The organism is Mixta theicola (genome assembly GCF_002895925.1).
GTDB classification, from domain to species: domain Bacteria; phylum Pseudomonadota; class Gammaproteobacteria; order Enterobacterales; family Enterobacteriaceae; genus Mixta; species Mixta theicola.
Genome location: NZ_NWUO01000023.1, coordinates 1 through 17,880, shown reverse-complemented (window position 1 = coordinate 17,880; position 17,880 = coordinate 1). Strand labels below are relative to the sequence as shown.

General features: G+C 54.9%; 16 protein-coding genes, 1 tRNA gene and 1 other RNA gene. 7 read left to right on the top strand and 11 right to left on the bottom strand.

Features of this window, described 5'->3' with window-relative positions; genetic code table 11:
• The first annotated feature begins 26 nt into the window (after window positions 1-26).
• Complete coding sequence (cysM, locus tag COO59_RS19385; protein ID WP_103061330.1) at window positions 27-908, top strand: cysteine synthase CysM; 882 nt, start codon at window positions 27-29, stop codon at window positions 906-908.
• Window positions 909-1,010: 102 nt separating this feature from the next.
• On the opposite strand, the gene COO59_RS19380 is transcribed toward cysM, so the two are convergent.
• Complete coding sequence (locus COO59_RS19380; protein ID WP_103061329.1) at window positions 1,011-2,948, bottom strand: MacB family efflux pump subunit; 1,938 nt, start codon at window positions 2,946-2,948, stop codon at window positions 1,011-1,013.
• Window positions 2,948-4,147, bottom strand: a complete 1,200-nt coding sequence (locus tag COO59_RS19375) for an efflux RND transporter periplasmic adaptor subunit (RefSeq protein ID WP_103061328.1) — start codon at window positions 4,145-4,147, stop codon at window positions 2,948-2,950. Before COO59_RS19375 ends, COO59_RS19380 begins: the two co-directional genes overlap by 1 nt.
• Before the next feature lie 170 nt (window positions 4,148-4,317).
• Here COO59_RS19375 and COO59_RS19370 point away from each other — a divergent pair, with 170 nt between their 5' ends.
• Together COO59_RS19370 and COO59_RS19365 are read left to right on the top strand one after the other, a co-directional pair.
• Window positions 4,318-4,998 (top strand): response regulator transcription factor, encoded by a 681-nt coding sequence (locus COO59_RS19370; protein ID WP_103061327.1) that lies wholly within the window; start codon window positions 4,318-4,320, stop codon window positions 4,996-4,998.
• The gene (locus tag COO59_RS19365; RefSeq protein WP_103061326.1) at window positions 4,995-6,344 is read left to right on the top strand and encodes an ATP-binding protein; all 1,350 of its coding nucleotides are present in this window, start codon (window positions 4,995-4,997) and stop codon (window positions 6,342-6,344) included. Before COO59_RS19370 ends, COO59_RS19365 begins: the two co-directional genes overlap by 4 nt.
• 68 nt (window positions 6,345-6,412) lie before the next feature.
• Here the strand turns inward: COO59_RS19365 and crr are convergent, their stop codons facing one another.
• The 5 genes from crr to cysZ all read right to left on the bottom strand — a co-directional run bounded on the left by crr (window position 6,413) and on the right by cysZ (window position 11,407).
• Window positions 6,413-6,916: a PTS glucose transporter subunit IIA gene (crr, locus tag COO59_RS19360; RefSeq protein ID WP_103061325.1), complete on the bottom strand. Its 504-nt coding sequence runs from the start codon at window positions 6,914-6,916 to the stop codon at window positions 6,413-6,415.
• Between the two features lie 43 nt (window positions 6,917-6,959).
• Complete coding sequence (gene ptsI / locus COO59_RS19355) at window positions 6,960-8,687, bottom strand: phosphoenolpyruvate-protein phosphotransferase PtsI (RefSeq protein ID WP_103061324.1); 1,728 nt, start codon at window positions 8,685-8,687, stop codon at window positions 6,960-6,962.
• A 157-nt stretch (window positions 8,688-8,844) separates the two neighbouring features.
• Window positions 8,845-9,102: a phosphocarrier protein Hpr gene (gene ptsH, locus COO59_RS19350; RefSeq protein WP_038624898.1), complete on the bottom strand. Its 258-nt coding sequence runs from the start codon at window positions 9,100-9,102 to the stop codon at window positions 8,845-8,847.
• Window positions 9,103-9,499: 397 nt separating this feature from the next.
• Entirely contained in the window at window positions 9,500-10,468 is a 969-nt protein-coding gene (gene cysK / locus COO59_RS19345; protein ID WP_103061323.1) for a cysteine synthase A, read from the bottom strand.
• A 144-nt stretch (window positions 10,469-10,612) separates the two neighbouring features.
• Window positions 10,613-11,407 carry a sulfate transporter CysZ gene (gene cysZ, locus COO59_RS19340; RefSeq protein ID WP_103061322.1) on the bottom strand — a complete coding sequence of 265 codons (795 nt, stop codon included), beginning with the start codon at window positions 11,405-11,407 and terminating at the stop codon, window positions 10,613-10,615.
• Between the two features lie 218 nt (window positions 11,408-11,625).
• Here cysZ and zipA point away from each other — a divergent pair, with 218 nt between their 5' ends.
• The 3 genes from zipA (at window position 11,626) to COO59_RS19325 (ending at window position 14,966) form a co-directional block, all read left to right on the top strand.
• Complete coding sequence (gene zipA, locus COO59_RS19335) at window positions 11,626-12,660, top strand: cell division protein ZipA (protein ID WP_103061321.1); 1,035 nt, start codon at window positions 11,626-11,628, stop codon at window positions 12,658-12,660.
• Window positions 12,661-12,727: 67 nt separating this feature from the next.
• Entirely contained in the window at window positions 12,728-14,755 is a 2,028-nt protein-coding gene (gene ligA / locus COO59_RS19330; protein WP_103061320.1) for an NAD-dependent DNA ligase LigA, read from the top strand.
• A complete protein-coding gene (locus COO59_RS19325) occupies window positions 14,748-14,966 on the top strand; it encodes a DUF3820 family protein (RefSeq protein WP_103061319.1) in 219 nt (72 codons plus the stop codon). The genes ligA and COO59_RS19325 overlap by 8 nt, the downstream gene beginning before the upstream one ends.
• Window positions 14,967-14,995: 29 nt before the next feature.
• Here COO59_RS19325 and COO59_RS19320 read toward each other — a convergent pair whose 3' ends face one another.
• Window positions 14,996-16,012, bottom strand: coding sequence for a bile acid:sodium symporter family protein (locus COO59_RS19320; RefSeq protein ID WP_103061318.1), 1,017 nt, complete (start codon window positions 16,010-16,012; stop codon window positions 14,996-14,998).
• Between the two features lie 93 nt (window positions 16,013-16,105).
• Here COO59_RS19320 and COO59_RS19315 point away from each other — a divergent pair, with 93 nt between their 5' ends.
• Window positions 16,106-17,026, top strand: coding sequence for a LysR family transcriptional regulator (locus tag COO59_RS19315; RefSeq protein WP_103061317.1), 921 nt, complete (start codon window positions 16,106-16,108; stop codon window positions 17,024-17,026).
• Here COO59_RS19315 and COO59_RS19310 read toward each other — a convergent pair.
• The 3 genes from COO59_RS19310 to COO59_RS19300 form a co-directional block, all read right to left on the bottom strand.
• Window positions 17,023-17,379 (bottom strand): FlxA-like family protein, encoded by a 357-nt coding sequence (locus tag COO59_RS19310; protein ID WP_103061316.1) that lies wholly within the window; start codon window positions 17,377-17,379, stop codon window positions 17,023-17,025. The genes COO59_RS19315 and COO59_RS19310 overlap by 4 nt on opposite strands.
• Window positions 17,380-17,598: 219 nt before the next feature.
• Window positions 17,599-17,724, bottom strand: a non-coding RNA gene (locus COO59_RS19305) — RtT sRNA.
• A gap of 29 nt (window positions 17,725-17,753) precedes the next feature.
• Window positions 17,754-17,829 (bottom strand) — tRNA-Lys (locus COO59_RS19300).
• Window positions 17,830-17,880: the final 51 nt, after the last annotated feature.

The following is a 17,880-nucleotide window of genomic DNA, read 5'->3' as shown; positions in this document are numbered from 1 at the left end:
TTATTTTGCCTGCCGGGAATAAAACCGTGACGACTCTGGAAACCGCCATCGGCAATACGCCGTTGATTAAACTGCAGCGCCTGACGCCCGCCAACGGCAGCGAGATCTGGCTGAAGCTGGAAGGCAACAATCCTGCCGGTTCTGTTAAGGATCGCGCGGCGCTGTCAATGATCCAGCGCGCCGAACAGCGTGGTGAGATCGCTCCCGGCGATCTGCTGATCGAAGCGACCAGCGGCAATACCGGCATTGCGCTGGCGATGATCGCCGCGATGAAAGGATACCGTCTGAAGCTGCTGATGCCGGATAATATGAGCCAGGAACGGCAGGCGGCTATGCGCGCTTACGGCGCGGAACTGGTTCTGGTTAGCCGTGAGCAGGGCATGGAGGGCGCGCGCGATCTGGCGCAGACGATGGCGGCGCGCGGCGAAGGTAAACTACTGGATCAGTTTAATAATCTTGATAACCCGCTGGGCCATTATGCCACCACCGGCCCGGAAATCTGGCAGCAGAGCGCCGGAAGCATTACTCATTTTGTTTCCAGCATGGGTACCACCGGCACGATCACCGGCGTTGGCCGCTACCTGAAAGAGCAAAACCCGCAGGTGCAGATTATTGGACTACAGCCGCAGGAAGGCAGCAGCATTCCCGGCATCCGTCGCTGGCCGGCAGCCTATATGCCCGGCATCTGGCGTCCTGAGCTGATTGATCGCATTATCGATATGGGGCAGGACGAAGCGGAAGCGACAATGCGCCAGCTGGCGCGGCGTGAAGGAATTTTCTGCGGCGTTAGCTCCGGCGGCGCGGCGGCGGGCGCGATTCGCATCGCCACGGAAAATCCGGGCAGCGTGGTGATTGCCATCGTCTGCGATCGCGGCGATCGCTATCTCTCAACCGGGGTTTACGAGTAATGCGGCTTTTGCCGCCCAACGCAAAACGCGGGCCGAACATGCAGGAATGAGGTTTTTATCTCTTTAAGATGACCTGCACTTCCCGTGCAGGCATCCGTTCAGTTATTCGCGCTCCAGCGCGTGAATCGGATCGAGCCGCGCGGCACGCCTCGCCGGGAAAAAGCCGAATAGCACTCCGATCAGGCTGGAGCAGACAAAGGCCGCCACGATCGAGAACGGCGAATAAATCATGCTGAAGCTGTTAGTAGTCTGCGCCAGGATGATGCCCGGCACCAGCGACAGCAGTACGCCGATAATGCCGCCGGTCAGACAGACCAGCACCGCCTCAATCAAAAACTGCTGCATAATATCGCTGGCGCGCGCGCCTACCGCCATGCGGACGCCGATTTCACGGGTACGCTCGGTCACCGAAACCAGCATGATATTCATCACCCCGATGCCGCCCACCAGCAGTGAAATCAGCGCAATCATCGCCACCAGCAGCGTCATGGTATTGGTGGTGCGCTCGATGGTTTGTCGAATGCTGTCGGTATTCAGAATAAAGAAGTCTTTGCCGTTGTGACGCTGCGTCAGCAGGCGCGTAACGCCCTGTTCCGCCAGCGCCAAATCAACGTTATCACGCACCCGCACGGTAATGCCGCTGAGCCAGGTTTGCCCAACCATACGCTTCATCACCGTGGTGTAGGGCACCCAAAGATTAAGGTTGCTGTCGCTGCCGAAACTGCTCTGCCGGGTGGCGACGCCAATAATGCGCACTGGCATATTGCCCAGAATGACTACCTGGCCCAGCGGCTTCTCGCCGTGAGGGAATAGCCTTTTCAGGGTATTTTCATCGATCACCGCCTCCTGCGTCAGGCTATCCACGCCCTGACGATTGAAGGCCATACCCTGAGTCAGCTGATAGCCGCGGACGGCAAAAAACTGTTCGCCAACGCCGTTAACCATTACCGATAACGCCTGATTGCGATATTTCAGCGTGGTGGTGGTCGAGAGCGAAGGCGTGACGCTATGAACATAAGGCTGGTAAGCCAGCGCATCCGCATCGCTGGCGCGCAGCGTTTGAATGGCGGAGGAATGCATATCGCCAAAATCATTACCGGGAAAAATATCCAGCGTGCTGGTGCCCATTGCGCTGATTTCCTGCAGGATTTTTTGCTGCGATCCTTTGCCCAGCGCCACCACGGCAACCACCGAAGCGATACCGATAATAATGCCGAGCATGGTCAGGAAAGTGCGCAAACGCTGCGACATCATGGAAACCAGCGCCATACGGAAAGCTTCGGTCAGCCGATCGCGCGCGGCGCGCCAGGCTTTGCCTGCTGCGCGCTGGGTCATTTGACGCGGGCTGGCTGCTGAAGCCTGCCGTCGGCTGTCGCTGAGAATTTCCCCGTCGCGAATTTCAATAATGCGCTGCGCGTGCTGCGCAATCTGCATATCGTGCGTCACGATAACAATGGTATGTCCTTGCTGATGCAGATCGTGCAGGATGCGCATCACCTCTTCGCCGCTGTGGCTATCGAGCGCCCCGGTCGGCTCATCGGCAAGGATCACCTCGCCGCCGTTCATCAGCGCGCGCGCAATACTGACGCGCTGCTGCTGACCGCCGGAAAGCTGACCTGGGCGATAATGCAGGCGTTCGCCAAGGCCAAGACGCGTAAGCAGGGCGGCGGCCCGCTCACGACGCGCCTGTACCGCCTGGCCGGCATAGATGGCGGGCATCTCGGCGTTGCCCAACGCCGTCAGCTCGCTTAACAGGTGATACCGCTGAAAAATAAAGCCAAAATGTTCGCGCCGCAGCGCCGCCAGCGCATCGTTATCCAGCGCTGAGACGGCACGATCGGCAATGCGGTATTCACCGGCGCTGGATTTATCCAGGCAGCCGAGAATATTCATTAACGTTGATTTGCCAGAGCCGGACTGCCCAACGATGGCAACGAACTCGCCTGAATCGATCGCCAGATTAATATTGTGCAGTACCTGCACCTGCTGTTCGCCATTCTGAAACGAACGGCAGATATTATTAAGCTGTAGCAGCGCCATTATCGTGGTGGCCCCATGCTGGCGGTGGGCGCATCAACAGCGCTGCGCTGGCCCAGCACCACTTTCTCGCCGGGTTGCAGGCCGGAAATGATTTCCGCTTCGACATTATCATTCAGCCCCACCTCAACCTGACGGCGCGTTACCTGCTGCCTGGCATCCACTACCTGTACCGAGCTTTTCCCGTCGATGGTATCAAGCGCGGTGGCGGGGATGACCACGGCATGTTGCCGTTCACCCAGTACGATATGCACCTCCGCCGACATGGAGATACGCAGACGATGCTGTGGATTCGGCACATCAAACAGACCGTAATAGTAGATGGCGGTTTTGTCGCTGGAGCTACTGGAGGAGCTGGTCAAACTGCTGCTGGTGCTGTCGCTATTAATCGAGTCCGGCGCTGGCTCAATGGCGCGCAGCGTGCCTTCATAGCGCTTTTGCGGCTCGCCGAGAATGGTAAACCAGACCTTCATCCCCGGCTCGACCTTGATAACGTCCGCTTCAGAAATCTGTGCTTTCACCGTCATGGTGTCGAGATTGGCGACTTTGATTAGCGTTGGCGCGCTTTGTACCGCGTTAACCGTTTGTCCTTCCTCGATCGGTACGGAGACAACCGTGCCGTCTATCGGCGAAACAATGCGGGTATAGCTAAGGTTAACCTGCGCGGTGTTGACTTCAATCTGCGCCTGAGCGATTTGCGCATCCAGCGCGCGGATCTCCGCTTCGGTGGCGGTGAGCGTGGCCAGCGCGTCGTCATAGTCAGCTTTCGCGGTCAGTTTTTTGGCCAGCATCGCCTGCTGACGGGCAAAGGCCGCCCGATAGTTGCTTAGCATCGCCTGCTTAGCCGCCCGCTGCGCTTCAATGTTTTTTAAGGCCGCCTGCGCATTTTGCAGGGCGTTTTGCTGCGTCATACTGTCGATTTCCGCCACCAGCTGCCCTTGTTTGACCCGATCGCCTAATTCGACCCATAACCGTTTGATCTGACCGGAAGCCTGCGCGCCGACGCTAACCAGTTTGCTGGCGGTAAGCGTACCGTCTGCCAGCACCGCCTGCTGCAGCGGGCGCTGTTCAACAGTCGCGGTCAAAAACTCGGTAGGTGCCTTGCGCTGATGCAGTAGCGCCCAGACAATAACAACAACGACGATCAACAGCATCAGCAGTAAAAATCCTTTACGGCTGAATAGGGTGCGGCGTAATGCCATGAACAATGTCCCTGGTACGAAGAAAGCTCTGGTATAGCGTAAAAGCCTGCCACAATAAAGTGAAACAGCAGCACAATATGGCGAGAATATCTGTAAGGATTGAGTAAATCCTGCTGCGTACTTTTCCGCTTAAGGTCAAAATAACGCCAACCGTTTGTGAGAGTATACGCATGAAAATTCTGTTAGTTGACGACGACCTGGAGCTGGGCACCATGCTCAGCGAATATTTAATAGGCGAGGGCTTTGACGCCTCGCTGGTGCTGACCGGTCAGGCCGGGATTAACGGCGCGCTGTCCGGCGACTACCATGCCATGATTCTGGATATTATGCTGCCGGATATGAGCGGCATTGACGTGCTGCGTCAGGTGCGGCAAAGCAGCCGCATTCCGGTGATTATGCTGACGGCGAAAGGGGATAATATCGATCGGGTTATCGGGCTTGAAATGGGCGCCGATGATTATGTTCCCAAACCCTGCTATCCCCGTGAGCTGGTGGCGCGTCTGCGTGCGGTGCTGCGTCGCTTTGATGAGCTGCCCGCTCAGCAGGAGAAAAAAGAGGTAGTGTGCTGGCACGATCTCACGCTCAATCCGGCCACGCGCATCAGCGAATGGAAAAACAGGCCGTTCGATCTGACCGCTTCAGAATTTAACCTGCTCGATTTGCTGCTGCGCTCGCCCGATCGGGTGGTTTCAAAAGATGAGCTGTCGGAGAAAGGGCTGGGGCGTCCGCGCGAGGCTTACGATCGCAGCGTGGATGTGCATATCAGCAATATCCGACAAAAACTTTCCAGTTTGACCGGTGACACGATCAATATCGAAACCGTACGCAGCATTGGCTACCGCATTCGATGAATAACCGTTTTCTTGGCCGCCTGTTCTGGAAAATTTTGTTTGGTTTCCTGCTGGTGTTTTTTCTGATTAGCCAGCTGCTGTGGCTGGGGTTCACGCTGTATGGCAAGCATCGCGAGCCGCCAGAACATATCGCTACGCGGCGTATTGTTAATCTTCAGATGGCCTCTGCCGTTTCGGTATTACAGCACGGCGGCCTGCCGGCGCTGGATAATATGATGTCGGAATGGTCGCCCGGCGACCGGCGCTTTTTTTCCGTCACGCCAATGCCGGTGCCGCCGCAGGAGATTTCACGCCACCAGCTTACGCCTTCACTGCCGGGCAGCGGCTTTCCCGATCAGGTTATTGAATGGGTGACCGGCGCGGACGGGCAGCAGTACCAGCTACGTTATGATGTAAAAGGGCTGCGAGAAGACAGCGAAATGGGCGGGCCGCCGCGTAAAATCCTGAATATTCCTGAACCGGTGTTCTGGTTTGCCGGGCTGATGGGGCTGCTGTTCAGCTCTTTGCTGGCATGGAACCTGACGCGTCCGATGCGTCAATTACGTCTGGGCTTTACCCGCGTATCAAACGGCGATCTCTCCGTACGCCTCTATCCGCAGATGCGTCGTCGCCACGATGAGTTTTCCGTGGTCGCGCGTGACTTCGATGCGATGGTTGAACGGCTGGCGGTGCTGGTGAAAGCGCGTGAAGAGCTGCTGCATGATATTTCGCATGAGCTGCGCTCGCCGCTGGCGCGACTGCAGCTGGCGACTGGCCTGGCGCGTCAGACGCCGGAATCGGTTAACGCGTCGCTCGATCGGATCGATGAAGAGGCGCGACGGCTGGATAAAATGATCGGCGAGCTGCTTACGCTGTCGCGTGCCGAGAATGAAAAGATGCCTGACGAGCAATATTTCGATCTTTACGGCCTGCTGGAAACGGTGGTTAACGATGCGCGCTATGAGGCGCAGCTGCCCGGCGTAGAGATTACGCTGGAGGCAGAGGAAAACGCCGATTATACGGTGAAAGGCAACGCCGAGCTGATACGCCGTGCGGTAGAAAATGTGGTGCGCAACGCGTTGCGCTATTCGGTGCAAGGGCAGGTGGTTAGAGTAAGCTTAAAGCCCGATAGCGGCTGGCTGAGTATTTGCGTAAGCGATAGCGGGCCGGGGGTGGATGCCGATAAGCTTTCCAGCATCTTCGATCCCTTTGTGCGTGTTAACTCGCCCATGCAGGGCAAAGGCTACGGTTTAGGGTTATCTATCGTGCGTAAGGTAGTGCTGGCGCATCATGGCGAAGTTCAGGCGCTTAACGGGCGTAACGGCGGACTGGAAATGATTATCCGCCTGCCGCACTGGCAAAGTTAACCTGGCTCAGCGTTATGGCGATAAAAAAACGGCACCCGGAGGTGCCGTTTTAGTCAGCGCGTAAGCCGTTATTTCTTGATGCGAATAACCGGCGTTTCGCCAACGGTAACCTGGCCGGTCAGCTTGGTCAGCTCTTTGATCTCATCCATATTAGAGATCACTACCGGCGTCAGGGTAGATTTCGCTTTCTCTTCCAGCAGCGGCAGATCAAACTCGATCACGACGTCGCCTTTCTTCACTTTCTGGCCTTCTTCCGCGATGCGTTTAAAGCCTTCGCCTTTCAGCTCCACGGTATCGATACCGAAGTGAACGAACAGCTCAATGCCGCTATCTGATTCGATAGAGAATGCATGGTTGGTTTCGAAAATTTTGCCGATGGTACCATCAACCGGAGCTACCATTTTGTTGCCTGCCGGTTTGATAGCAATGCCATCGCCTACGATTTTCTCCGCAAATACTACGTCTGGCACGTCTTCAATATTTACGATCTCACCAGACAGCGGGGCGACGATCTCAATGGTGCCAGATGCGCTTTCTGTTTTATCGCCAAAAAGTTTGGATAAAAAACCCATGATCTTCTCCTAAGCAGTAATGTTGGGCCAGCGTCTCGCGGAATCAGCAGAGTGTTTTTTCTTTAATGAACTTGTTGACCAGGTTCATCAACTCTTCCGCGGTCGGTTGAGCCAGAGCCTGCTCTGCTAATGCCTTCGCATCTTCGAAGTTCGTGTTGCGAATGATCTTCTTGATGCGCGGGATAGAAATGGCACTCATGCTGAATTCATCCAGCCCCATTCCCAATAACAGTAGTGTAGCACGTTCATCACCGGCCAGCTCACCACACATACCGGTCCACTTGCCTTCGGCGTGAGAAGCATCAATAACCTGCTTAATCAGACCGAGAACCGACGGCGTCATTGGGTTATAAAGATGCGAAATCAGCTCGTTACCGCGATCGACCGCCAGAGTATACTGCGTCAGATCGTTTGTCCCAATACTAAAGAAGTCGACCTCTTTCGCCAGGTGACGGGCGATAACGGCTGAGGCGGGCGTTTCCACCATAATGCCGACTTCAATGGTTTCGTCGAAGGCTTTGCCTTCTTCACGCAGCTGAGCTTTTAACATCTCCAGCTCCGCTTTCAGGAAGCGCACTTCTTCAACGGAAATGATCATCGGGAACATGATGCGCAGCTTGCCAAACGCGGAGGCACGCAGGATAGCACGCAGCTGCGCATGCAGAATTTCTTTGCGATCCATAGCAATACGGATAGCACGCCAGCCGAGGAACGGGTTCTCTTCTTTCGGCAGGTTCATATACGGCAGATCTTTATCGCCGCCGATGTCCATGGTACGGACGATCACCGCCTGGGAACCCATCGCTTCTGCGACGGCTTTGTAAGCCTGGAACTGCTCATCTTCGGTCGGCAGCGCATCGCGATCCATAAACAGGAACTCGGTACGGTACAGGCCAACGCATTCAGCGCCGTTACGCTCAGCGCCTGGAATATCACGCACGGTGCCGATATTTGCGCCTACTTCAACCTGATGCCCGTCCAGCGTAATCGCCGGCAAATCCTTCAGTTTAGCGAGTTCATTTTTCTCGCTCAGATATTGATGTTGTACTGCTTTTAGCTCTTCGATGACTTCAGCAGTCGGGTTAACATAAACCTTATTGTTAACGCCATCCAGAATCACATAATCATCGTTCTTAACGCGACTGGTGACGTCACCGGAGCCGACAATGGCAGGCAGCTCAAGCGAACGCGCCATGATGGACGTATGTGAAGTACGACCGCCAAGATCGGTAATGAAGCCCAGCACTTTTTTCAAATTCAGCTGTGCAGTTTCGGATGGCGTCAGATCTTTCGCGACCAGAATGACTTCGTCCTTAATCGCGCTCAGATCGACAATATGCAGGCCAAGAATATTTTGCAGCAGGCGCTTACCGATATCGCGTACGTCGGCGGCACGTTCTTTCAGATACTCATCATCCAGCTCTTCCAGCGCTTTGGCCTGACCTTCGATTACGCTATGGGTGGCGGCATCAGCCGTGGCCATTTCATCTTTAATCAGGCTGATGATTTCCTGTTCCAGCTCTTCGTCTTCCAGCAACATAATGTGGCCTTCGAAGATCGCTTCTTTTTCTTCGCCGAAAGTCTCGCCAGCTTTAATTTTAATGGCTTCCAGCTGTTCAGCCGCTTTACCACGACCTTCGAGAAAGCGAGCGATTTCCTGATCAACCTGATCGGCAGAAATTTTCTTCCGGTTGATAACGATTTCATCTTCCTTCAGCAAAAGTGCTTTGCCGAAAGCGATACCCGGTGATGCTAAAATGCCTGAAATCATAACCCTACCTTTATTATAACGATGCCTACCAGGCGAAACGAGGTGCCAGGATCCTGCGGAACCGTACTTTACGGATGCAACAACGCGGACATAATGTCCGCGATCAATATGTTTGCACTCAGTTGCCTGATGAAACGGTTTTTCGGCGGCTGGACAATTACTCGAGTTCAGCCATCAGTTTAACCAGATGCTCAACGGCCTGCTGCTCATCCTCACCTTCAGCAGACAGCGTCACCACGGTACCCTGAGTCAGGCCCAGAGTCTGCAGCTTGAACAGGCTTTTCGCACTGGCGGATTTTCCATTGGAAGTCACGGTGATTTCTGAGGCAAACGCTTTTGCTTCTTTAACGAACTGAGCTGCCGGACGAGTGTGCAGGCCATTAGGTGCGGTGATGGTAACTTCTTGCTGGAACATTATGTTTCCCCAACTTAATTAGGTTTGGTGTTTTGTCTCTAAAGCCTGGCCTGACGGCGAAACTTTAGCCGGTGAAGGTCGCGCTGGTTCGAGTACGGGACTCACCAAAAAATGCGCAATTAAGGTATGAGAGCGGACGGGGCAAAAAAACAGGGATTTTCGCTTCGCTGCTCTACTCCTCATTATGCCGCGTGTTGCGCTATTCCGCCAAATCAGTAAATCGATTCAGCTTGATCCAGTTCAAACCGCGATTAATTTTGCGGTTCAAAATAATTGTCAGCTTAAATACCAGAGCTACCAGAGTGAATCAATGTCAGGGATGGTAAAAATTTGAAGTGGGCCACAAAAAAGCACCCCGAAAGGCGCTTTTTGCGACAACATACGCACTCTGGCACTACTATTGCAGTTCTTTTTCGGTAAACAGATCGGCAAACAGCGCGGTACTGAGATAGCGTTCGCCGGAAGAGGGCAGGATAACCACAATATTTTTATTGGCGAAAGCTTCATCTGCCTGCAGCTTGAGCGCGGCGGCTACGGCTGCGCCAGAAGAGATGCCGGCCAGAATGCCTTCCTCATCCATCAGACGTCGAGCGGTAGAGATTGCCTCTTCGTTGGTGATAGCCACTACCTGATCTACCAGGCTGAGATCCAGGTTGCCTGGGATAAAGCCTGCGCCGATGCCCTGAATTTTATGCGGGCCGGGTTTCACTTCCTGTCCTGCCAGCGTCTGAGCGATAACCGGTGAATCAGTCGGCTCAACCGCCACGGCGATCAGATCTTTTTTGCCTTTGGTATTTTTAATATAGCGCGCGACGCCGGTCAGCGTGCCGCCGGTGCCGACGCCAGAAATAAATACGTCAACCTGGCCATCGGTATCTTCCCAGATTTCAGGGCCGGTGGTTTTTTCATGGATTTCCGGGTTGGCCGGATTGCTGAACTGCTGCAGCATCAGGAACTTGTCCGGATTACCGGCAACGATCTCTTCCGCTTTAGCGATGGCGCCTTTCATGCCTTTCGCGCCTTCGGTTAATACCAGACTGGCGCCCAGCGCTTTCAGTAGTTTACGGCGCTCAACGGACATAGTTTCCGGCATGGTCAGCGTCAGCTTATAACCACGGGCAGCAGCAACGTAGGCCAGGGCGATCCCGGTGTTGCCGCTGGTAGGTTCAACCAGCTCCACGCCCGGTTTCAAAATTCCGCGCTTTTCAGCGTCCCATATCATATTGGCACCGATACGGCATTTGACGCTAAAACTGGGATTGCGGGACTCAACCTTCGCCAGAATGCGTCCATTGCCGATGCGGTTCAGACGAACCAGCGGCGTATGACCGATTGTCAAAGAATTGTCTTCATAAATCTTACTCATAGCCCGTCCTTAACTGTATGAATTTCAGGGAACCGTGAAAGCATACCTTTTCCAGTTTCGCAAGGAAGGAAGGAAATAGTATATGTATATGTTTAGCTGAAATAAGCCCTGGCGAAAATGCATAAGGTCGACTTAACGCGGCTATCAGCGCTTGCTAACCTGCTTAGCGCCTGACGAACCAGCCTCATGCATGTCCAGCTGGTTGCGATAACGATCAACCCACATCGCAGTCGCGCCACATACCGCGACCGGCATAATCGCCAGATTAAGCAGCGGAATCATGGTAAACAGGCTCACCAGCGCACCGAACTGCATATTATCCGTTTTGTGCTGGCGCAGCGCAGCGCGCATTTTCTGAAAACTGACCTTATGATTATCAAAAGGATAATCGCAGTATTGAATGGCCAGCATCCAGGCGCTGAACAGGAACCACAGCACCGGCGCGACGGTTTGTCCGAAACCGGGAATAAAGTAAAGCAGCAGTAATCCCAACGCGCGCGGCAAATACCAGGCGAGCTTCTGCCATTCACGTTTCATAATGCGCGGAATATCCTTCACCAGCGCCAGCCAGCCGCTGTCGGGCATCGGGCGACCGGTCAGCCGGCCTTCCAGCTGTTCCGCCAACAGCCCGCAGAAGGGCGCGGCAATCCAGTTAGCGATGGTGGAAAAAAAGTAGCTGAAAACCAGCACGATCGAGAGCACGGTGAGCGGCCAGAGCAGATAGCTTAGCCACTGTAACCAGTCAGGCACATGCGACATCAGCCGCGGGATCCATTCGTTGAGACGATAAAACAGCCAGACAAAGGCGCCGCCGAGCAGAATAATATTCACCAGCAGTGGAATAATAACGAAACGGCGAATGCCCGGCAGACGGATTAGTTTCCAGCCCTGAGCGAAGTAGTGAATACCATTATAAGAAGCGGGTTGAACCGTGGCCATCGACAGTTTTTCTCCTCTGTTTGGCAGGCCAGGCTATCATAACCTGGCTTTTTTCTCTTACCAGCCGCCTTTTGGCTGAAAAAACAGCAAAAAAGCGGGGTGGCTCTATCTTATTTGTCAGAAAAGCCGGTGCAGACTTGCACTTGTTTAGCGGGACAAATACAGTTAGAGGATAAAGTTTGCCGTGGTGGCAAGGTATTGGAACAACAGAGAATACAATGATGCAGGATTTGCGTCTGATATTAATCGTTGTTGGTGCGATCGCCATAATAGCGCTGCTGCTTCACGGGCTGTGGACCAGCCGTAAAGAGCGCTCATCTGTGTTTCGCGATCGCCCGCACAAGCGTTTAAAGCAGGATCAAGAAGATAGCCTGACCGAAGAGGACGCTAACGGCGTGGGTGAAGTTCGGGTCCGACGTACGCCGGCAAAATCGTCACATAACGAACCTTCTTTTGACGGATTTACTGCAGAAGACGAAGAGCCAGCGCCACGTCCTGCTGCGCGTAAGCCGCAACCGACGCGTACGGCGGTGCCCGTTGTTCCTGAACCGGAACGCGATCCGCTGTTTGACAGTGCGCCTTCCGCTGCGGTTGATAACGAATCTTCCGAACCGCGCCCGCAGAATGAGCGCCAGCCTGCTGCTCCGCTGGTGCAGCAGCCAGCACCCGCGCGCCAGGCTGAAGCGCCGTTACAGCAGCCCGCCGATCCTTTACTTGATGACGAACCGCAGTGGCTGGATGATGATGAGCCGGTCATGAGCGTTGAAAGCGATGCGCCGGTTGCGCCCGCTGCGGCAGAACCTGCGGCGCAGCCGCGTGAAGAAGCGCGTCGTAAAGAGACCGTGCTGGTGCTGCATGTTGCTGCCCATGCTGGCGGCGAGCTGAACGGAGAAAGCCTGCTGCAGGGGGTTTTGCAGGCGGGCTTCCAGTTTGGCGAAATGAATATTTTCCATCGTCATTTAAGCCCGGCAGGAAGTGGCCCGGTACTGTTTAGTCTGGCCAATATGGTGAAGCCGGGATCGTTCAACCCGGATGCCATGTCTGACTTTACGACGCCCGGCGTTTCTATCTTTATGATGGTGCCATCCTATGGCGATCCGCATCAAAACTTTAAGTTAATGCTGCAGTCGGCGCAGCGCATCGCTGATGACGTTGGCGGCGTGGTGCTGGACGATGAGCGTCGGATGATGACGCCGCAAAAACTGGAAACCTATAAGGCGCGCATTCGCGACGTTGTCGACGCGAACGCCTGATAGCCGATTCCCGCTTTGTTCCCTCAACCCCCGCTTGTCGGGGGTTTTCTTTCTCTGATGGTGCGTTATGGAACCCGTACAAGAAAAAATCACCGAGCTGCGAACCACGCTTCGTCATCATGAATATCTGTATCACGTGCTGGATGCGCCGGAAATTCCCGATGCGGAATACGATCGCCTGATGCGCGAGTTGCGCGCGCTGGAAGAGCAGCACCCCGATTTAATTACGCCTGATTCACCTACCCAGCGCGTGGGCGCAGCGCCATTAACCGCCTTTGAACAGGTGCGTCATGAAGTGCCGATGCTGTCGCTGGATAACGTTTTCGACGAGGCGGGCTACCTGGCGTTTAATAAGCGCGTACAGGATCGGCTGAAAAGCAGCGACGATATTACTTTTTGCTGCGAGCTGAAGCTGGATGGCCTGGCCGTCAGCCTGCTGTATGAAGATGGCCTGCTGGTGCGCGCCGCCACCCGTGGCGACGGAACGACTGGCGAAAACATCACGGCCAACGTTCGCACTATCCGCGCGATTCCGCTGCGTCTTAAAGGCGATAACATCCCGGCACGGCTGGAAGTACGTGGCGAAGTGTTTATGAATCAGGCCGGGTTCGAAAAGCTAAACGCAGAGGCGCGCCGCACCGGCGGCAAGATCTTTGCTAACCCGCGTAATGCGGCGGCGGGGTCGCTGCGTCAGCTTGATCCCCGCATCACCGCTAAGCGTCCGCTGACGTTCTTCTGTTACGGCATCGGTCTGGTTGAAAGTGGGGAACTGCCGCACAGCCACTGGGAACGGTTGCAGCAGTTTAAAGCCTGGGGGATCCCGGTCAGCGATCGTATTGCTCTTCATCACAGCGCTGAAGAAGTATTGGATTTCTATCATCAGGTGGAGCGCGATCGCCCAGAGCTTGGTTTTGATATTGATGGCGTGGTCATCAAAGTCGATTCGCAGGAATTGCAGGAGCGCCTGGGCTTTGTTGCCCGTGCGCCACGCTGGGCGATCGCGTTTAAATTCCCGGCGCAGGAGCAGCTTACCCGCGTACGTGACGTGGAGTTTCAGGTCGGTCGTACCGGCGCGATTACGCCGGTGGCGCGTCTGGATCCGGTACAGGTTGCGGGCGTCATGGTGAGTAACGCGACATTGCATAACGCCGATGAAATCGCCCGTCTTGGCCTGCGGATTGGCGATCGCGTCGTTATCCGTCGCGCGGGCGATGTGATACCACAGGTGGTAAACGTGGTGGAATCAGAGCGCCCTGACGATGCGCGTGAGATTACCTTTCCCAGCCACTGCCCGGTTTGCGGATCGGACGTAGAGCGCGTTGAAGGCGAGGCGGTAACCCGCTGCACCGGTGGCCTGATTTGCGGCGCGCAGCGTAAAGAGGCGCTGAAACATTTTGTCTCACGTCGGGCGATGGATGTTGACGGCATGGGCGATAAAATCATCGATCAGCTGGTGGAAAAAGAGTATGTCAAAACGCCCGCCGACCTGTTCCGCCTCAGCGCCGGCCTGCTGACCGGCCTGGATCGTATGGGACCTAAATCGGCGCAAAACGTTACCGATGCGCTTAATAAAGCTAAATCGACCACGCTGCCGCGTTTTCTCTATGCGCTAGGCATTCGTGAAGTCGGCGAGGCGACGGCGGCTAACCTGGCGAATCATTTCGGCTCGCTGGAGAAGATCATGGATGCCGATCTGGATGCGCTGATTGCCGTGCAGGACGTGGGTAAGATCGTCGCCTCGCACGTGCGCAACTTTATGGAAGAAGAGAGCAACCGCGAAGTCATCCGCCAGCTGGTCGAGGATATGGGTATCCACTGGCCGGCAATCACGCTGGTGAATGTCGAAGAACTGGATAATCCTTTTGCCGGTAAAACCGTGGTGCTAACGGGCTCGCTGAGTATTATGTCACGCGATGAGGCTAAAGAGCGTTTGACAGCGCTGGGGGCTAAAGTCAGCGGCAGCGTATCGAAGAAAACCGATCTGGTGATTGCCGGTGAGGCCGCAGGTTCTAAGCTGGCAAAGGCGCAGGAGCTGGGTATCGAGGTGATTGATGAAGCGGAAATGATTCGCCTGCTGGACAGCCTGAATGGATAAACAGCAGCTAATCGAGATTGCCAATACCGTGATGCCTTTCGGTAAATATCAGGGACGCGTATTGATCGATCTGCCTGAGCCTTATCTGCTGTGGTTCGCCCGCAAGGGCGAATTTCCGGCGGGGCAGCTTGGCGAACTTATGCAGCTGACGCTGGCGATTAAAATCGAAGGGCTGGAAGGCCTGGTGAAACCGCTAAAGCGTGAAGGTTAATATGCGCCGTCAGTGACGGCGCGTCAGGTTTATTTCTGTGATTCCACCACCGCTTTGCCTTTCGGCATGCTGGCCTGCAGCTCGGCGTCATTTTTCTTCTTATAATGCTGGGCGATAAACGAACATACCATCAGCTGCACCTGATGAAACACCATCAGCGGCAGAACGATAATCCCCACGGCGGCGGCAGGAAACAGGATGTTGGCCATAGGAACACCGTTCGCCAGGCTCTTTTTCGAACCGCAGAACAGAATCGTAATTTCATCCGCCCGACTGAAGCCGAACAGGCGCGCCGCCAGCAGATTGATCGCCAGCACTATCGCCAGCAGTAACAGGCTACCCGCCAAAATCCACAGCAGCGTTGTTACGCCCACCCGCTGCCAAATCCCATTAACTACCGCTTCACTAAAGGCGGAATAAACCACCAGCAGGATTGAGCTCTGATCGGTTTGAGCAATCAGGCTGCGGTGGCGTTCAACCCAGCCGCCAATCCAGCGACGCGACAGATGTCCCAGCACAAAAGGCACCAGCAGCTGCAGCATAATGCGGCCGATCTGTTCCAGGCCGTTGCCTGGCATCTCGCTATGAATATTCATTACCAGATTGACCAACAGCGGGGAGATAAACACGCCGAGCAGGCTGGAAGCGGAGGCGCTACAGACGGCAGCCGCAACGTTGCCACCGGCCATTGAAGTAAAGGCGATGGCGGACTGAACCGTTGCCGGCAAAATACACAGATAAACGAGGCCGGTATAAATTTCATCGCTCAGGTTAACCGGATGCCACCACACCAGCAGCATTCCCAGAATCGGGAACAGCACAAAGGTACTGAACATAATCCACAGATGCAGTCGCCAGTGACTGCTGCCAGCAATGATTTTTTCGCGTGAAAGTTTGGCGCCGTGCATAAAGAACAGCAGCGCAATCGCGGCGGTGGTCAGCCATTCAAAAAAAGGAACAAAGCCGCCTTTGGCTGGCAAAAAAGTGGCCAGCAGCACGACGAGCAGCAATTTGACCATCATCGGGTCGAGACGCAAAATTCGCATTGTTAAAACCAGGTTAAAATTCGATGGCCTATTGTGCGCCCGGCGGGTTTAGAAATAAAATTGATTTATTGCATCCATTGATGAATAAAACAGATGAATTATACGCTACGACAGCTGCGGGTGTTTGTTGCCGTGGCGCAGCACGGCAGCTTTAGCCAGGCAGGGCAGGTGATTGGTCTTAGCCAGTCAGCGGTCAGCCATAGCATTAAAGAGCTGGAGGCGGAGATGGGTATCCGTCTGCTGGACCGTACCACGCGCGAAGTTATCTTAACCGGCGCGGGGCAGCAGCTGGCAAATCGCCTTGAACGTCTGCTGGAAGAGTTGAATACTACGTTGCTTGATGCGCGCAGCTTTGGACAGCAGCGCAGCGGCACGGTCCGGGTGGCGGCCAGCCAGACGATCTCCGCCCATCTGATGCCGCAGTGCCTGGCGGCCAGCCAGCTGCATTACCCTGAAATTAAAGTTATGCTGCGCGACCGACCGCAGCAGTGGGTACTGCAAAGCGTGCGCGATGCTGAAGTTGATTTCGGCATCGTGGTTGGCCCGCTAACCGCTGGCGAGTTCGCATCGCAGCCCATTCTTGATGAGCCTTTCTTGCTGCTGTGCCGTCAGGATGATGAACTGGCGCAGGCTAAAGAGCTTCACTGGCAAATGCTGGGCGGACGTACCATGGTATTGCAGGATTATGCTTCCGGTAGTCGGGTGTTAATTGATGAGGCGCTTAAGCAACAGCGGGTGAACGTGGATATTGTCCAGGAAATTGGTCATCCCACTACGCTTTATCCCATGGTTGAGGCGGGGATCGGTATCAGCATTTTGCCTGCGCTGGCGTTGCCATTGCCCGCCGGTCGGCCATTAATGGTACGCAGGCTGTTGCCGGAAATTAACCGCACGCTGGTGCTGATCCGTCGGAAAAACCGCTCCCTGACGCCCGCTGCCGAGGTTATCTGGCAGGAGGTGCGTCAGCAGGCAATGCTGCTGACGCAACAGCGGCAAAAAATGCCCGCTTTTTAAATATATACGTTGATCTGATTTTCTGTAGTGGGACGATTAACCCCATCGGCCACTTTCGTACCGCTGCTGTCGCCGCTCTGCTGTTTCTTTTCCGCATTTTCAGCCTGCTGGCGCTGTAGCTGTGCCAGCTGCGCCTGCAGCATTTTAATCTGATTTTGGATCTGCTCCTGCTGCTTCTGTTTTTCTTCCGCCGTAGAGTCTGAATCGCTCACATCTTTCAGCTGCTGCTGCAGCTTAGTGATCTGGTTAGTCAGACGTGAAATTTGTGATGATACGTCGTTGCTGCTGGAACTGCTGCTGGAGCTGCTGCCCTGGCTAACGCCTGGCGTGGAGGTAGTAATAGTTGTCACGATCTTCTCCTTTTTTAATAGACCAATACGTTTATCGGCTACTAATAAGGCGCGCTTGAATATAAGAAGCGTAAAAGAAGCGTTAAGGAAGTGAAAAGCCCGACGGCTCTATGACGGATTGTCGGCAACGTTGTCTCGCTTACGCTCGGCCCGAACCTGCTCAGGTTCTCACCCTGCCGATTTTGCATAGCAAAAAGGCGCCTTTAGGGCGCCTTTCTACACTGGTGGGTCGTGCAGGATAACTCGGCTTACGCCTCGCCCTGCGGGCCGTTGCCGCTGGCAACGTTGTCTCGCTTACGCTCGGCCCGAACCTGCTCAGGTTCTCACCCTGCCGATTTTGCATAGCAAAAAGGCGCCTTTAGGGCGCCTTTCTACACTGGTGGGTCGTGCAGGATTCGAACCTGCGACCAATTGATTAAAAGTCAACTGCTCTACCAACTGAGCTAACGACCCGATGGTGGGTGATGACGGGCTCGAACCGCCGACCCCCTCCTTGTAAGGGAG

Coding starts and splice junctions, on each gene's coding strand:
- COO59_RS19380 (WP_103061329.1), bottom strand. CDS start 2,948: ATGGCGCTGCTACAGCTTAATAATATCTGCCGTTCGTTTCAGAATGGC.
- COO59_RS19375 (WP_103061328.1), bottom strand. CDS start 4,147: ATGGCATTACGCCGCACCCTATTCAGCCGTAAAGGATTTTTACTGCTG.
- COO59_RS19370 (WP_103061327.1), top strand. CDS start 4,318: ATGAAAATTCTGTTAGTTGACGACGACCTGGAGCTGGGCACCATGCTC.
- COO59_RS19365 (WP_103061326.1), top strand. CDS start 4,995: ATGAATAACCGTTTTCTTGGCCGCCTGTTCTGGAAAATTTTGTTTGGT.
- crr (WP_103061325.1), bottom strand. CDS start 6,916: ATGGGTTTTTTATCCAAACTTTTTGGCGATAAAACAGAAAGCGCATCT.
- ptsI (WP_103061324.1), bottom strand. CDS start 8,687: ATGATTTCAGGCATTTTAGCATCACCGGGTATCGCTTTCGGCAAAGCA.
- ptsH (WP_038624898.1), bottom strand. CDS start 9,102: ATGTTCCAGCAAGAAGTTACCATCACCGCACCTAATGGCCTGCACACT.
- cysK (WP_103061323.1), bottom strand. CDS start 10,468: ATGAGTAAGATTTATGAAGACAATTCTTTGACAATCGGTCATACGCCG.
- cysZ (WP_103061322.1), bottom strand. CDS start 11,407: ATGGCCACGGTTCAACCCGCTTCTTATAATGGTATTCACTACTTCGCT.
- zipA (WP_103061321.1), top strand. CDS start 11,626: ATGATGCAGGATTTGCGTCTGATATTAATCGTTGTTGGTGCGATCGCC.
- ligA (WP_103061320.1), top strand. CDS start 12,728: ATGGAACCCGTACAAGAAAAAATCACCGAGCTGCGAACCACGCTTCGT.
- COO59_RS19325 (WP_103061319.1), top strand. CDS start 14,748: ATGGATAAACAGCAGCTAATCGAGATTGCCAATACCGTGATGCCTTTC.
- COO59_RS19320 (WP_103061318.1), bottom strand. CDS start 16,012: ATGCGAATTTTGCGTCTCGACCCGATGATGGTCAAATTGCTGCTCGTC.
- COO59_RS19315 (WP_103061317.1), top strand. CDS start 16,106: ATGAATTATACGCTACGACAGCTGCGGGTGTTTGTTGCCGTGGCGCAG.